Consider the following 15,637-nt stretch of genomic DNA (forward strand, 5'->3'; position numbering starts at 1 on the left):
AAAAGTATGCCGTTATGATCGCAACAATTACTCAGCAAGATGCCGCGTCAGACCTTGTCGCAAATTACCTAAATACATTACAAAAGCAAGGCTTTACCGGTGATACCGATGCAAGTTATGCAACACGTATTACCGCTTCAACCGATAACAGTATTTACCAGCAATTGCCTCAAGGTGTCATTTTTCCCAAAAATGAAAAAGACATTCAACTTGCTTTGCAAACTGCATCACGGGACCCTTTTTTATCATTAACATTTGGACCGCGCGGTGGTGGAACTGGCACTAATGGTCAGTCTTTAACACCAGGTATCGTTGTTGATTTATCACGCTACATGCGTGAAATTCTCGAAATTAATGTCGAAGAAGGGTGGGTTCGGGTTCAAACTGGCGTAATAAAAGATCAGCTAAATGACTTTTTGAGACCTTATGGATTTTTCTTTTCTCCCGACTTATCTACCAGTAATCGTGCAACTATAGGCGGTATGATCAGCACCGATGCTTCAGGGCAAGGTTCACTTGTTTACGGTAAAACAAGCGAACATGTTTTAGGCCTTACAACCTATTTAGTAGACGGTACACCAATGAGTACCGCTCCAATAAACGTCGAAAAAGCAAAAATAATTGCAGAGCAAGACACGCTAGTTGGCACAATATATAAAACTGTACTTAATATAGCCATTGATGAACGTGATGCTATTTTAAATAAGTTTCCTCGGTTAAATCGTTTTTTAACCGGCTATGACTTAGAACACGTCCTAAGTGATGACTTACTTACTTTTGATATGAGCCGTTTAATAACAGGTTCAGAAGGTTCACTAGGTATTGTCACCGAGGCAAAATTAAACCTTACACCGATTGCCGAATTTAAAACACTTATAAATATTAAATACGATAGCTTTGATTCAGCACTTCGACACTCTCCATTTTTAGTTGATGCCCGTGCAACTTCAGTTGAAACTGTCGATAGCAAAGTATTAAACCTTGCTCGCGAGGATATCATTTGGCATTCAGTATCGGACTTAATAACCGATGTACCAAATAAAGATATGCAAGGGCTCAATATGGTTGAGTTTAATGCAGTATCACCCGACGATATAAAAGACAAAGTAAACACACTTTGTACATTGTTAGATGAATGTGTAGCCAATCAAACCAATGGTGTAATAGGCTACCAGCTAACAAATGATAAAAGTGACATTTTAAAAATTTACGCAATGCGTAAAAAGTCAGTTGGTTTACTTGGAAACGTAAAAGGCAGCCAAAAGCCATTGGCCTTTGCAGAAGATACTGCAGTACCGCCTGAAAATTTAGCCGACTATATAGTTGAGTTTAGAGCCTTACTCGACAGTCATAATCTACAATATGGTATGTTTGGCCATGTTGATGCCGGTGTTTTGCATGTAAGACCCGCACTGGATATGTGCGATCCTGAACAAGAAAAACTTTTACGTACCATTTCAGATGAAGTTGTTAAACTCACAGCTAAGTATGGCGGTTTAATGTGGGGCGAACATGGTAAAGGCTACCGAAGTGAATATGGGCCTGAGTTTTTTGGCGAACATTTATTTACCCAACTTCGTATAATCAAAACAGCGTTCGACCCATATAACCGAATAAACCCAGGAAAAATATGCACACCTATCGATAGTGAAGACTCACTAGTTAGTGTTGATGGGCAAAAACGATCGTGGTTCGACAAACAAATTTCAATCGATGTTAAAACGAGTTTTAACAACGCCATGACCTGTAACGGAAATGGTATTTGTTTTAATTATGATGAAAACTCACCAATGTGTCCGTCGTATAAAGTCACAGGCGATCGCCGTAACTCACCAAAAGGGCGAGCAAGTTTAATGCGTGAATGGCTACGCCTTCAAGAATCTAAAAACATAGATCTACTGGGTGTAGAAAAAGAATTAAATAAAGGTGAAGTAATTACCTGGTGGGAAAGGTTTGTACATAGCCGCGAAAAAAAGAAAGGCATTTACGATTTTTCACACGAAGTAAAAGCATCTATGGATGAATGTTTAGCCTGTAAAGCATGTACAACTGCTTGCCCTATTAAAGTGGATGTACCTACTTTTCGTGCTCGCTTTTTAAATTATTATCACAGTTATTATGCGCGTCCACTCAAAGATTACTTAGTGGGTAATATTGAAAGTAGCGCGCCACTTATGGCTAAATTCGGTAAAATAATAAATCCAATTGTTAAAACAAAATTTGTTAGCAGCGTAATTAAAAACACGGTGGGTTACGTTGATACACCACAACTTAGCATTCCGTCATTAGCAAAACGGATAAACAAAGCACAGCAATTTAATTTTGAATTTTTAAATAATTTAACTGCCGAACAACAAAGTGAATATGTTTTAATAGTTCAAGATCCGTTCACTAGCTTTTATGAAGCCGAACTAGTTGAAAGTTTTATAACCTTAATTGCTCAACTTGGTAAAAAACCAATGTTGTTACCCTTTAAACCCAATGGTAAACCGCAACATGTAAAAGGTTTTTTGCACGAATTTAAAGTAACTGCCAAAAATGCCGCAGAATTTTTAAATCAGTTAAACGATATTAATGCGCCACTAGTGGGATTAGATGCGTCTTTGGTTATGTGTTATCGCGATGAATACAACACAATTTTAGAAAATAACCGCGGCGATTTTAACGTACAACTTGCTCACGAATGGTTAGAAACGCAATCTTTTAAAGGGCTAACTGCAAATAATAATAATGAAACTGAATTTATATTATTAAGTCACTGCACAGAAACGACATCTTTGCCAAAAGCAGCTAATGTTTGGAAATCTATATTTGCTGATATCGGACTAACTTTAAATACAACTAATACCGGTTGCTGTGGTATGGCGGGTACTTACGGACATGAAGCACAAAATCAAGATAACTCACGCGCACTTTACGAAATGAGTTGGAAACCCATAGTTGAAAAAACTAAATCAGAGCAACTTTTGTCAACTGGGTTTTCGTGCCGTAGCCAAGTAAAACGCTATGAAAAGTTTAAGCCTAAACATCCTATCGAATTACTTGCCCATGTACTAAGTTAAAATTTTTTAAATATATTTAAAAGGCGTAACTTAAATTTAGTTACGCCTTTTTTATTTTACTTTGCATTTTTAAAACTATCAGCAATCGGTTTTGTACTAATGCCATGAATAAATACACTAAACAAAATTGTAGTCATGGCAATGCTCGCAATCTGAAATTTATTTTCTATTTGCTCATCAATCACCATAAGCGTAAATACAATTGAGGCCAACCCTCTTGGCCCAAACCATGCAAAAGTAAAACGCTCTTTTAAATTTAAAGATGTAAAAAGTAGTGACAACATTACAGGTATAATTCTTATCAATGTAGTACTTAATAATGCATACGTTACTATTTCAAAATTTAATTTTGGCAATACTAAATAAGCACATTCATAACCGAACAAACACCAAATCATCAGAGACGTAAAGTCAGCAATATGTTCTGAATCTTCTATTAATTCAGTACGCACTGTTTTAGTTGAAAACTTATCAAACAATAAACCCGCTACAAACACAGCAATAAAACCACTGCCATGCAAATATTGGGTAACAGAAAATACCGCCATTGCAAAACCTAATAACAAAAATGGGCTAGTGTTTTGAGCAAAGTAATGCCGCTTCATTGCAAAATTTAAACTCGGAATAAAAATCGAAATACTCGTTATAGCAACAAGTAATGCAATACCTAACTCTCTTGAAAATACACTCACTACATGAGAGGTTGTAATTGCCGACTCAGGATTTTTTGCCAATAAAATAAATATTAAAAATACGGGTACACATAATCCATCATTTAATCCGCTTTCGGTATTGATACCTTCACGAATTTTTTCGGGCACTTCACTGCTTGATAGTAATCCTTTGCTAAGTGCTGCATCTGTTGGCGTTAAAATAATAGCAATTAATGCCGCTTGAATTAACGAAAGCTCAGCAAACAAAAATAAACCAACTGCAATTCCCAGTAATAATGTTAAGGGGAGGGCAACAAATAATAATAAGCCAGGATATTGAAAACTATGCCTTAATACACTTAGTTTAGATTTAGCCGCATCCGAAAATAAAAATATACTCAAAGTTAATTCTATAAACGGCAGTAATAAATCAACGCCCGCTTTTAACTCACCACCATTATTAGGCACTAAATTGGCTAATGTAATACCGCCAATAACAAAAAACATTGGGCCCGTTACTTCTGTTTTTTCTAGTTGGCGAAGCGTCAACGAATATATTAAAAACAAAGCGCCTATAAACGCTATCACTAAGTAGGTCATTAAATTTTCCTTTTAGCTCCAGATTTTGCTCGCTCTTTAATATTTGTTTGAATATAAATTTGATCGGTGGTCGCAATTTTTGCATGTCCTAAATCTTCAGATAAATGCTTAAGTGGCCGCGTTTGCGCATCGTGTGTTGCTCCTGTATGCCGCAGCCAATGGGCAGTTGCTGCACCTAATTGCTCAGCATCATCTTTAAAACCATCATCCAACAATGATTGTTGCGCATAATCAAAACTTTGTTGAACTAATCGCCTAATTTGCCTAACAGTCATACCACCTTGGCCTCTAATTTTATGAACCAGTGGCTCGGCTTCATCAACGCGGGGAAGGGCAGGCAGTCCTCTGTATAATCTATAACGTTTTAAATATTCAACAAAATCATCACTTAACGTAACATCTCGTAGCTTGTTACCTTTACCCATTATTCGTAAAAACCAAAAGCCGTCGTTATCTTGCCAAAAGTGAGACATAACCGGTGACCACTGAGGTCGCTCCGATAATTCAGAAATTCTTAAATATAATCCCTTTAAACACGCTAGGGTAAATAAGTTTCGTTCTAAATCTGGGTTTTGTTCACATAAATCGCGAGTTACTCCAAATACATACTCCCATTGTATATCGCTTAATGTGTCTGGGATCTGAATTTGAGATTGCACAACTAAATACGGGCTATTTTTTTTCACTACTGGTACAAAGTTGGCAAAGGTTTTTTCTTCAAGTAATGAAAATTTATAAAATACATTAAGCGCTGTGAACATAGCCGACAATGTTTGTTGGCTAGCCGTAGATTCTTTAAGCATAAAAGGGCGCCAGTTTTTATTTAATCGGCGAATGCCTTGCTCATCTTTATAACGCCACTGAACAGAAGTCGATGCCCACTTTTTATCGGGTTCAACCATAAAATCAACATAGGCTTCAATATCTTCACGTTTTAATTCGAATACTGACTTTTCGGCAATTAACCACGACCATAAATAAAACCGTTCAAGTTCGTTTCTAAATCGACTGTATGTTGCTTCTGATTTTCGGCCATAGACATATAAAAATTGATATAAAAATTTAAGATCCGATTCTGATTCAGTTACAGTCAAGGCAACTTGCTGTATAAAGGTTGCAAGTTCTGGGTATTCCGAATTAAGAGTACCGTCATCAAGATGAGCAATTTGATACCTTAATTGTTTTAACGTATCGACCAACGCAACGAGCATAGTATATAAATATTCAATCAAATAAGTTAGTTACAGAATAACTTTTAAGTCCGATACTGTCTAGTATTGGACATAGTAAATAACTGTTTATTTTAGGCTATGCTTAAATGGCCATGCCAAACCTTATTAAGGAAAAGTTATGAAACAAGTTAGTATATTATTTTTACTTACACTCTCGTTAATACTCACAGGTTGTGCGACTACCGGTAGTGCATCTCCTAGTGAAAAACGTTCTTTAGTTCAAAGTATGAAAAGTAACACACTTAGTAAACTTTATACTAAAAAGCCAGATGTTAAAACGCAAATAGCAAACTCTGCTGGTTATGCTGTTTTTGATAACGCGAATGTTAACGTTATTCTTGCTAGTTTTGGTGGTGGTTATGGCGTAGTAAAAAATAACCTAACAGGTAAATCTACTTACATGAACATGGGTGAAGCTGGTTTAGGGTTAGGTTTAGGTGTTAAAGATTTTAATGTAGTTATGGTTTTTCATACCCAAGCAGCAGTAAATAGATTTATTGAACACGGTTGGGCATTTGGTGGGAACGCAGATGCTGCAGCAAAATACGAAGATAAAGGTGGAGCATTGGTGGCCGAAGCCATTGCAGACCAAGTTACTGTCTATTCTGTAACCGAAAATGGGCTTGCTCTACAAGCTGTTCTAAAAGGGACTAAGTTTTGGGTAGATTCTGAGCTAAATTAATCGTTAATAACTCTCCTAAAAGCGGGCTGATTTGTATAATCACGCTCGCTTTATTATTAATATCATAATTTAACATAACGTAATTTATGGGTTATTAGTAACTACTTTAAGATTGTCTTCTAACGATGTATAAGTCACCAGAAATTAAAATTTTTTGTTTAGTTCATTGAGCTATTTTACTTATTTTTATTTCGTTATTAATCTCATTAGCTTCCATTTTGAAAGCTATATCTCTTATATTACCAATGTCTAGATTAATTGCATCGTCAGAAATATTATTAGGATAAAATGCAAATCTGTATTCTTTTTGATGGGAAAACTCTATTCTTTTTTTAAATATCGCATCATCATCTGTGAATTTTCCTGAGAATATTTTTGGGTCGTAATATTCGATTAAACCAGCTCTTAAATCCAATTGCTGTTGATCAGCCTTATTAAGTACTCTATTCATAAATTCTTGTACATTTGTCACAATTACAGCTTTTCTACCCAGCCCCAAACAGCTTTCTGATATTTTTAATTGTTCAATTAATTTTGGTATATTTTCTTGAGTCAATTCAAAATTTTCTGTTTGATATGATGCATACAAACAGAAGATGTTAACATTATCATGGCTGTTCATTTTTATTGATACATTACCTACTACATCCTTTAAAGTAACACCATTTATTTCAATTTTTAACTCTTCTGCTTTGTACCAACTAATAACTCCTTCGTGCCTATCACCTCTATTTCCTTCAGCTTTATCATAAAGTTTTCTAAAATAAGATATCTTTTTTGAGTGAAGTATCCCATCTAAAAACATTTCAGCATGTTTATCTTCATCAAAAATTTTTATTAAAAAGTATATATACTTATCCATATCAATCCTTATTTATATTTATAGTTCCTACCAGATTCAATCTATTATCGTTAAATTAAACATCTTATATTCTAAGAGTACATAATTTCAAATGGTTAACTTCCCATAAATATATTATCCAGATAAGTCAAACTAGAACCCGACTTAAGTTTTTATTTTATTACCTCCTACCTTCTCCCTGAATATTACAAAATATCGTAGTTCATGTATTTTCATTAATTAAATTATTAATATAGCTTCAAATAAAATTATCATTATCTAATTTTTTCATCTAACGCTTCAGCCAACTTTTCAGTTTCACTAAACACGGTATTCCAATATTTAATACGCGTGTCGGCATCAAGATCGGTAAAGTCGTTTCTATCTGGAATTTTTCCGTAAGGTAAACCGGCTATAAATTCTTTTGATGGGGTGATCATCACTACATTATCGTAATTTTGTGATGCTACTTTACGTTTTAAATTTTTATCAAACCACCCTGCTTTTGGCTCGCTGTTAAAATGCGGATATAAAATTAAGCCTGGGTTATTAATTTTTAAATCAAAGTGGTAGTCAATTATTCCGCCATCGCGGTACATACCTTGTGGCGAGCCTGCAATATTTTTTATGCCTTGCATAACAAGCGGTATAGAGCCGGATGCAAGTAAGGCATCTTTTAAATTTGTTTGGTTAAGTGCTATGTTTTGCGTTTTAAAATTATAACTGTCGGTTATTGATAAATTGCTGTTTGGCGCGCCAAAAATAAATCGCTCGTACTGCGAGCCTAATAATTTTCGATTAATTCTGTTAAGCATGTAACTTTTTGATAAACCTAAAAGCTGAATTAATTTATTTTCGCTGGCTATAAAGCCATTAGATTTAGCGACTATAAAATGTGCTTTAAATACGGGGTTATTTATTATTTCGGTAACGCCGTTATCGCCAAATACATCTTCAAGTAATGCGCGGGCTTTAATTGTAATTTCGGCTGGTGTTGGTTTATTACTTGAATAACGCGTTTGAGAATACGATGTTGCTAAACGCTCAATGGCGGCAACCGGGTCGTTTTGTGCAAAACACGCAGAACGAAAAGCCCCTGCAGATGAGCCAATTAAATTAAGCGGTTGGGTTCGATTTTTAAAAAATTCACCAAAAATATATTTGTCTAATCCAAATAAAGTAAACCATTTAGGCCCACCACTTGCGCCTAAAAATGAAGTAAATAGCTCAGGCTTAAAGCCTTCCTCGTTTATTATTTTTGCTGCGTTCTTCCCTGCGACAATGTCGATCATGTCTGTATTTTTACCTTTTATATATGTATTTTAAACTCTTTAACGCGCTACAAATGTGAATAGTTATGCGAAATTAAAAAGCGGTTTTATGCTGCCATAAAACCGCTATTTGTAGTTAAAGTTAGCTAAAATACATGAATTAATCCCAAATACCGTCTTCGCATTTTCCCTGAACTTTTACATCTTTCACTTTAAATTCGGGTTCTATACCTTTGTCTCTTTGCGTGTGGTAATCGTGCGTTACAGACAAAATAGTAGGCGTTAACAGTATGATAGCGATTACGTTAACGACTGTCATTAACCCTAACGCAATATCGGCTAAATCCCATACTTCTTTTAATGTGGCCGATGCGCCCCACAACATCATTGATAAATATAGTAAGGTGTAAATACCACGCCCTACTTTGTTATCAAGCTTAAATAGATGTAAGTTACTTTCAGCGTAGGCGTAGTTAGCTACCACCGAAGTAAAGGCAAATAATGTAATGGCTGCTGCTACAAAGTACACGCCACCTTGCGCCAAATGCGCGGTCATAGCGCTTTGTGTTAAACGTATGCCTTCCATTTCGCCGCTTATGTCTATATCAGCTAATAAAATAACCACGGCAGTACAACTACAAAGTACGATTGTATCGAAAAACACACCAAGCATTTGTATGTAGCCCTGTGTTACAGGGTGATTAGGAATAGGGCTAGCACTTGCACTGGCATGCGGTACACTCCCTGCACCCGCTTCGTTAGAATATAAACCGCGTTGAATACCATTTTTAATGGCAGCCCCCATCGCGCCTGCGCCCGCTTCTTGTAATCCAAAGGCTGACAAAAATATATCTTTTAGCATGGCCGGTACTTGAGTAAAGTTTATAACGGTAATAATAACGGCCGCTAATACAAAAATAATGCCCATAATGGGCACTACGCGCTCTGCAAACCGGGCAATGGCTTTAAAGCCGCCTAATATAATTGAGCCTGCAAGGACTGTAATAACAATACCTGAGTAAAACGTGGGTACTTCAAATGCGTAGTTTAGTGCATCAGTAATCGTATTGGTTTGCATTGCGCTAAAAGTAAACCCGTACCCCAAAAATAAGCACGCGGCAAATACAATTGCGAATGCACGGCTTCCCAGCCCTTGTTGAATGTAATACGCAGGGCCACCTCTAAATTCGCCGTTACTATCGCGAATTTTATACACTTGGCCTAGTATACTTTCTGCAAATCCGGTTGCCATGCCCAATATAGCAATGACCCACATCCAAAATATTGCACCACTGCCACCAAGCGATATAGCGACTGCAACACCGGCTAAATTACCCGTACCTACCCGAGCACAAAGCCCTGTACACAATGCCTGAAATGACGAAATATCGTTTTTATTACATTTACTGCTGCCTTTTAATAGGCTAAACATATGCTTAAATTTAACTATTTGAATTGCTTTTAAACGCACAGAAAACCATACGCCGGTGAAAAGTAAAATATAAATGAGTACCTGACCTTCTCCCCACAAAAGGTTATTTACACTTTTTACTACCGTATCGAACATTGCGGATTCCTTATTATATTTTTATAGTTATGCGCTTTAACATAGGCATTTTAAAATGTACTGGCAACGCTTAATATTTTATTCGTAATAAAGGCAACCATGTTGCCTTTAGCTTTTGTTATTTGCTTTGTAAATGTACCCCTGCAATCATACATCTTACTGAACCACCAGCAGACTCAATGGTAGGTATGGGCAAAGGCACCAGTTTAGCCGTTTTTTGTATTGCAATTATTTGCTCGGCTGTAAGCGCATTATAGGCGGTTTGTGACAGCGCTAAAATTCGCCCATTTTTACCTTGTAATTCAATGGCATTCCCGCAAAAGTTATTTATTTGCTCAACCGACAAATCAATTACTTCGTGATGGCTTTGTAAAAAATGCCCTACCAGCTCACTGCGTTGGTCTTCAGGCACCATATTTAAGCCAATCATTACAAACTTGCTAGCCACACACATTAGTACATTAGTGTGATACACCGCTATACCTTGCTCGTCAGTTGCGTTAAACACAACCGGCTTAAACGAAAGTAAATTACACACCGTATTAACGACCGACCTTGTTGTGCGTTTAGATTCTACCGCGTAGGCAAGTTTATATTGGTGATCGAGCACCAGTGATCCGGTACCTTCCAGAAATGAATTTTCTTCCGCTAAATGCGCATAATCAGTCACTACCGCCACTTTATAGTGATCCGTTAAAAAATCAATTATATCTTTACGATATTCTAATCTTCTGTTTTCAACAAACATTGGGTAAATAATTAATTGCCCATTTTCATGCGTAGAAAACCAGTTGTTTGGAAAAACCGAGTCGGGTGTGTGTGTTTGCTCATCTTCAAATAAATGAACGGTTACACCTTCGCTTTGTAGTAACTCAACCGCGTGGGTCACCTCTTTAAATGCTTGCTCGCTTTCATTTTTTACTTCACATTCGCTTTGAAATGCATTGTCGAGCATGGTTTGTGGATTAGAAGTAAAGTGATGCGGACGAACCATAACAACCGCGCTCGGTGCTTGTTGTGTTAGGCTCATGCTGCATTCTCTTTATCTTTATGCGGTATTTCAAGAACTGAAAATAAATTGCGCGGGTCGCCCTGCTGAGTGATCAGGTCAAGTATTTCGTATTCTCCTGACTTAATAAGCTGCTCTCGAATATACACTAACGCGCTAAAGTCTTCGCTTGCAAAGCCTACACCGTCAAAAATAGTAAGCTCTTTTTCGCATGTACGACCAAGGTGCTGTTTATTAATTACTTTATGAAATTCGGTTACAGCAAAACACCTGCTCATTTGTTGAATCTCGCCCTCTACTCTAGTTTGTGGTTCGTACTCTACAAATACATTAGCACGTTCCAGCAACGCTGAATCAAGCTCAGTTTTTCCAGGACAATCGCCTCCAATTGCATTAATATGAACACCTTGTGGGATCATATCGTTTGTTAAAATGGTTGCGTTGGTTTTATCGGCCGTGCATGTGGTAATTATGTGCGCGCCCTTTATTGCTTCCTCTACACTTTCACAGATAGTCACGGTTAAGCCTTTATTGCTTAAGTTATTAAATGCTTTTTGAGAAGCTGCTTCGTCTATATCGTATAAACGAATGTGTGTAATACCTAATACCGCTTTAAATGCTAAAGCCTGAAATTCTGACTGAGCCCCATTACCAATCAGAGTTAAGGTTGTTGAGTTTTTTGGTGCTAAATAAGTAGCCACCAGCGCTGATGTTGCAGCAGTGCGTAGTGCGGTTAATAAGCACATTTCGCTAATCATTACTGGGTAGCCGCTATCAACATCTGACAAAATACCAAAAGCCGCAACCGTTTGAAGTTCCTTAAACGTGTTTTTTGGATGGCCATTGACATATTTACAGCTAAACATTTTTCCATCACTTACCGGCATAAGCTCTATTACACCATCCGGAGAGTGAGCTGCATAACGCGGCGATTTATCAAACTCATGCCACCGAGCAAAGTCGTGTTTTAACGTGTTAGTTAGGCTAACTAATACGTTTTCTATTCCTAATGTATTTATTAGCTTAGTCATAGCTTGAACACTTACAAATGGAACGCCTTGTTTTGGCTCTGCTATAAAATGACTCATGACTACCTCTGTAATAATAATATGAACTAATTAAAATAAGTTTATCGACTACAGATGCTATTTAATATGGTAATACTTTATACAAATAGTAGTGATTTTTATCAATTTGCTATGCATAAATGTAAAATTTTAGTATTTTGTATAAAAAACAACTAGAGGTAAGCGAATGGTCCCTTACATTTACGACTCATTAGATAACGCCTTAATAGCCGAATTAAGAAAAGATGGCCGTGCTTCTATTTCAGCCCTAGCCGATGTTTTAAAGGTGTCGCGCGGGACAGTACAAAATCGTTTAGACCGTTTAGTTTCATCGGGCGCTATATTAGGCTTTACGGTGCGTGTACACGAACACATAGAAACCGAAGCTGTAAGAGCAATAATGATGGTGGAAGTGGTGGGTAAATCTACATCGCAGGTAATTAAAACTCTGCGGGGCATACCAGAGCTCACTAAATTACATACCACTAACGGCGCCTGGGATTTAGTAGCAGAAATACAGGCGGCAAATTTAGGTGAGTTTGATGGCGTACTCAGGCAAGTGCGCGAAATAGAAGGCATTTTAAATAGCGAAACCAGTATATTATTATCATCTACTTAGGTTTTATTAACGCTATGTTTTACTTAAAGTATTTAAGGCAATACTCGATTTATTTATTAGGTAATGGAGTAGGCAATGAATAAGCTTTCTATTCGGTATTATTCGCAAGATATAAAGCGCCACCAGCATAATTACTATCAACTCGTTTTACCCCTACACGGGGAAATTTTCATAACGTTAAATAATGACTTTAAAACAACGGTGAGTACGGGCAGTTGTATCGTTATAGAGAAAAATGTAGTGCATGCTTTTACGGCCGATGAAGCCGCGCGTTTTATTGTGGCAGATTTAGACGCGCTTCCTGATAACCTTATTAACCTTTTATGCCCTAAAATCCCAATAGATAGCCGTTTATTAAGTTACTTACAGTTTATAGAGCAGCAACTGCTCGTTGTTAGCGATGAAAAGCTTACTAATTCAACTTTTGATTTATTTTACTTATTACTTTGTGAGCAAAGTAGCCACAGTAATATTGATAAGCGAATAGATAATGTAATAACCATTGTTAAGCAAAATTTAGCCTACCCCTACACGTTAAAAGAGCTGGCCGATATAGCCTGTTTAAGCGTTACGCAATTTAAAACTGTGTTTAAAAAAAGTACCACTATGAGTGCACTGCAATATTTAACTATGTTGCGAATGCAGCACGCTCGCGCCCTTTTAACCCATTCAGACTTACCGATTGCTTTAGTAGGCGAGCGCATTGGTTATAACGATGCCTCTGCGTTTAGCCGCCGGTTTCATTTATACTTTGGACAGCCACCTAAGGCGTTTGCAAAGCAGTAATTTAGATAACCTACACACGAGATGATAAATAAAGCTCAAGCAGAGAGTAGGTTAAATAGCGTCAGAGCAAACAATAATACCGTCTTTTTAGCATATTTTTATAAACCTATATTGATACACTCAGTACATAGTATTTACGGAGGGTAATTAATGGCAACACACATAGGTTTTTTAGCAATATTTTCGTGGGGGCTTTTAGCATTACTAGGTAATTTAACCAAAGCGATCCCTGCTTTTCAGTTACTTTTTATGTGCTTTGCACTTTCTTTTATTATTTTATTAGTAAAACGTTTTGCTACAAAACAACCATTATTGACCCCTCCAAAGCTTTCTAAAAAACAAATTGTAATAGGTGTTACCGGCTTATTTGGTTTTCACTTTTGTTATTTTATGGCTTTAAAATACGGTCCTTTAATTGAGGTAAGTTTAATAGTGTATCTTTGGCCATTATTACTGGGTGTATTTGTGGCTACCCCTGGGTCTAAATTTAAAGCAATATTGGGCGGATTACTGGGATTTTTAGGCACGCTTAGTTTAATTACCGATGGCAGTGGGTTATCTATCAATAGTGAGTATTACTTAGGGTATTTTTTTGCAGGTTGCTGCGCAGTATTGTGGTCTAGTTATTCTTATTTAATGTCGCAATTTAATAGCCATGTAGATGACATAGGCTGGCTTTCACTTATTGTGGCTGTGCTTGCCCTTTGTGCATATTTTTATTTCGAAACAACCGTTACTAGTTTGTCTGTTTCACAATGGCTAGGCGCTATTTTATTAGGATTAGGCCCAGTGGGAGGTGCATTTTATTTATGGGATCATGGTTTAAAATTTGGTAACCGCTCTCTATTAGCCTCGTTAAGTTTTTTAACGCCGGTGCTTTCTACTTTTATTTTAATACTCGCCTCGCAGGCTCCCTTTAGTTGGTCAGTATTTATTGCTTTAGCGCTTATTTTATTAGGCGCGGCAATTAGCAATAAAAAGCCATCGATAAATCTAAAAAAAGCATCGCTTTAATTTTACCAAGGCACTTTACTAACGCTTAAACTTAAGTGGTAATTTAAGTTTAAGCGTTAATCACAGCTACATGGCGTAGCTGTGTGCGTAATCTACAATACGTGCATTTTGGCTTTTTAAGTATTCTCGGCCTGCTTTTACACCAAGCTTATGATCTTTACGTAGATCGTCGTTTGTACTGCCTAATAATTTGCTGTGCAGTGTTTCGTCTGCAAAAATTTGTATAATTTCTACATCACTTGGCGGGTTTGCCATAAAGTTTAGCTCGTCTAAGTAAGCTTGTTCGTGCTGAATTAGGTAGTCGAGTGTTTTTGGGCAGTAACCGGCAGCTGTAGCAAGCGATCTAAGCTTTTGAACCCACGCAGATTGCGCTTGAAAATCAGCATCTACCGTTCTAATAACCACAATTTTACGTGCCCCACGGTTATACGCTTCGCGTACTGGTAATGGTGCTGCTAGCCCACCATCAAGAAAAAAATCTTCTTGGGCTTTGTTTATTTGCGTGGTTTCGTTAGCCGCTTGCGCATTTAACCAAGGCGTTAATTTAACACCTTGTTTGTATAAAAATGGTAAAGCACTTGACGCTTTTAATAGCTCTCTCCATTGGTGCTCTTCACCCGTTGGCGATAAGTAATACGCTTTTCTGTCGCGTGCGTTTGTAGCAGTAATAAGTAACTCACGTTTACCTAAAGACGTTTTAGCTGTTTTAAAGTCAATCGCTCTGTTTACTTCTTTTGTTTTATCAAAGTACCAGTCTAAATCAACAATGTGTTTTCCCATTAGGCCGCGACCTAGCTGAAAAAAACGTTTATTGCGAGACAGCCCTCTAATCAGGCGTTTAGCGTAACCTTTTTGACGTGCTAAATAGCTTGTTAAGTTTTGTGAACCTGCCGACGTGCCAATAAATAAATCGAATGGGTCGTAGTTTTGCTCTAACCACGCATCAAGTACACCTGCGGTGAAAATCCCTCGCTGCCCGCCACCTTCAGCAATTAACGCAACCTTAGGCTGTGCTATTTTAGTTACTGAAGAAGCTGTTGCGCTGTTTAGAGAGTTCACGGGGTACCTGCCTTTAATTTAATAATGTTTGTTTCAATAAATACATTTTATAGAATTAAAGTAATGCCTTAAAATTGATTGTTTAAATCAGTTTGATTGATAAAATAGAACGAAAAACTATCCATTAGTACACTTAGCTAATAATGACCAATGCGTTTTCCTGATTTTAAATATT

Annotated in this window: 13 protein-coding genes; 5 read left to right on the top strand and 8 right to left on the bottom strand. The window is 37.1% G+C overall.

The window, feature by feature from the left end; all coding sequences use genetic code 11:
• Window positions 1-14 precede the first annotated feature (14 nt).
• Window positions 15-3,062, top strand: a complete 3,048-nt coding sequence (locus R0J88_RS04400) for an FAD-binding and (Fe-S)-binding domain-containing protein (protein ID WP_410899211.1) — start codon at window positions 15-17, stop codon at window positions 3,060-3,062.
• A gap of 56 nt (window positions 3,063-3,118) precedes the next feature.
• Here R0J88_RS04400 and R0J88_RS04405 read toward each other — a convergent pair whose 3' ends face one another.
• Together R0J88_RS04405 and R0J88_RS04410 are read right to left on the bottom strand one after the other, a co-directional pair.
• Complete coding sequence (locus R0J88_RS04405; protein ID WP_410899212.1) at window positions 3,119-4,315, bottom strand: cation:proton antiporter; 1,197 nt, start codon at window positions 4,313-4,315, stop codon at window positions 3,119-3,121.
• The gene (locus tag R0J88_RS04410) at window positions 4,315-5,526 is read right to left on the bottom strand and encodes a tyrosine-type recombinase/integrase (RefSeq protein WP_276755853.1); all 1,212 of its coding nucleotides are present in this window, start codon (window positions 5,524-5,526) and stop codon (window positions 4,315-4,317) included. The genes R0J88_RS04405 and R0J88_RS04410 overlap by 1 nt, the downstream gene beginning before the upstream one ends.
• 139 nt (window positions 5,527-5,665) lie before the next feature.
• Between R0J88_RS04410 and R0J88_RS04415 the strand changes: the two genes are divergently transcribed.
• Window positions 5,666-6,229: a YSC84-related protein gene (locus R0J88_RS04415; protein WP_006794784.1), complete on the top strand. Its 564-nt coding sequence runs from the start codon at window positions 5,666-5,668 to the stop codon at window positions 6,227-6,229.
• A 163-nt stretch (window positions 6,230-6,392) separates the two neighbouring features.
• On the opposite strand, the gene R0J88_RS04420 is transcribed toward R0J88_RS04415, so the two are convergent.
• The 5 genes from R0J88_RS04420 to R0J88_RS04440 all read right to left on the bottom strand — a co-directional run bounded on the left by R0J88_RS04420 (window position 6,393) and on the right by R0J88_RS04440 (window position 12,005).
• The gene (locus tag R0J88_RS04420) at window positions 6,393-7,091 is read right to left on the bottom strand and encodes a hypothetical protein (protein ID WP_410899213.1); all 699 of its coding nucleotides are present in this window, start codon (window positions 7,089-7,091) and stop codon (window positions 6,393-6,395) included.
• 254 nt (window positions 7,092-7,345) lie between these two features.
• The gene (locus R0J88_RS04425) at window positions 7,346-8,362 is read right to left on the bottom strand and encodes a patatin-like phospholipase family protein (RefSeq protein WP_410899214.1); all 1,017 of its coding nucleotides are present in this window, start codon (window positions 8,360-8,362) and stop codon (window positions 7,346-7,348) included.
• A 139-nt stretch (window positions 8,363-8,501) separates the two neighbouring features.
• Window positions 8,502-9,908 carry an alanine/glycine:cation symporter family protein gene (locus R0J88_RS04430; RefSeq protein WP_006794782.1) on the bottom strand — a complete coding sequence of 469 codons (1,407 nt, stop codon included), beginning with the start codon at window positions 9,906-9,908 and terminating at the stop codon, window positions 8,502-8,504.
• Window positions 9,909-10,026: 118 nt separating this feature from the next.
• On the bottom strand, window positions 10,027-10,938 hold the full coding sequence (gene ctlX / locus R0J88_RS04435; RefSeq protein ID WP_410899215.1) for a citrulline utilization hydrolase CtlX: 912 nt from the start codon (window positions 10,936-10,938) through the stop codon (window positions 10,027-10,029).
• Window positions 10,935-12,005 carry an ornithine cyclodeaminase gene (locus tag R0J88_RS04440; RefSeq protein ID WP_410899216.1) on the bottom strand — a complete coding sequence of 357 codons (1,071 nt, stop codon included), beginning with the start codon at window positions 12,003-12,005 and terminating at the stop codon, window positions 10,935-10,937. Before R0J88_RS04440 ends, ctlX begins: the two co-directional genes overlap by 4 nt.
• Window positions 12,006-12,171: 166 nt before the next feature.
• On the opposite strand from R0J88_RS04440, the gene R0J88_RS04445 reads away from it, so the two are divergent.
• The 3 genes from R0J88_RS04445 (at window position 12,172) to R0J88_RS04455 (ending at window position 14,403) form a co-directional block, all read left to right on the top strand.
• Window positions 12,172-12,603: an Lrp/AsnC family transcriptional regulator gene (locus tag R0J88_RS04445; protein ID WP_271481046.1), complete on the top strand. Its 432-nt coding sequence runs from the start codon at window positions 12,172-12,174 to the stop codon at window positions 12,601-12,603.
• Window positions 12,604-12,678: 75 nt separating this feature from the next.
• Window positions 12,679-13,389, top strand: coding sequence for a helix-turn-helix domain-containing protein (locus tag R0J88_RS04450; protein WP_410899217.1), 711 nt, complete (start codon window positions 12,679-12,681; stop codon window positions 13,387-13,389).
• Between the two features lie 150 nt (window positions 13,390-13,539).
• Window positions 13,540-14,403: a DMT family transporter gene (locus R0J88_RS04455; protein ID WP_410899218.1), complete on the top strand. Its 864-nt coding sequence runs from the start codon at window positions 13,540-13,542 to the stop codon at window positions 14,401-14,403.
• A gap of 66 nt (window positions 14,404-14,469) precedes the next feature.
• Here R0J88_RS04455 and R0J88_RS04460 read toward each other — a convergent pair whose 3' ends face one another.
• Entirely contained in the window at window positions 14,470-15,462 is a 993-nt protein-coding gene (locus R0J88_RS04460) for a patatin family protein (protein ID WP_410899219.1), read from the bottom strand.
• Window positions 15,463-15,637 lie beyond the last annotated feature (175 nt).

The organism is Pseudoalteromonas sp. SIMBA_162, assembly GCF_046535955.1.
GTDB lineage: Bacteria > Pseudomonadota > Gammaproteobacteria > Enterobacterales > Alteromonadaceae > Pseudoalteromonas > Pseudoalteromonas marina.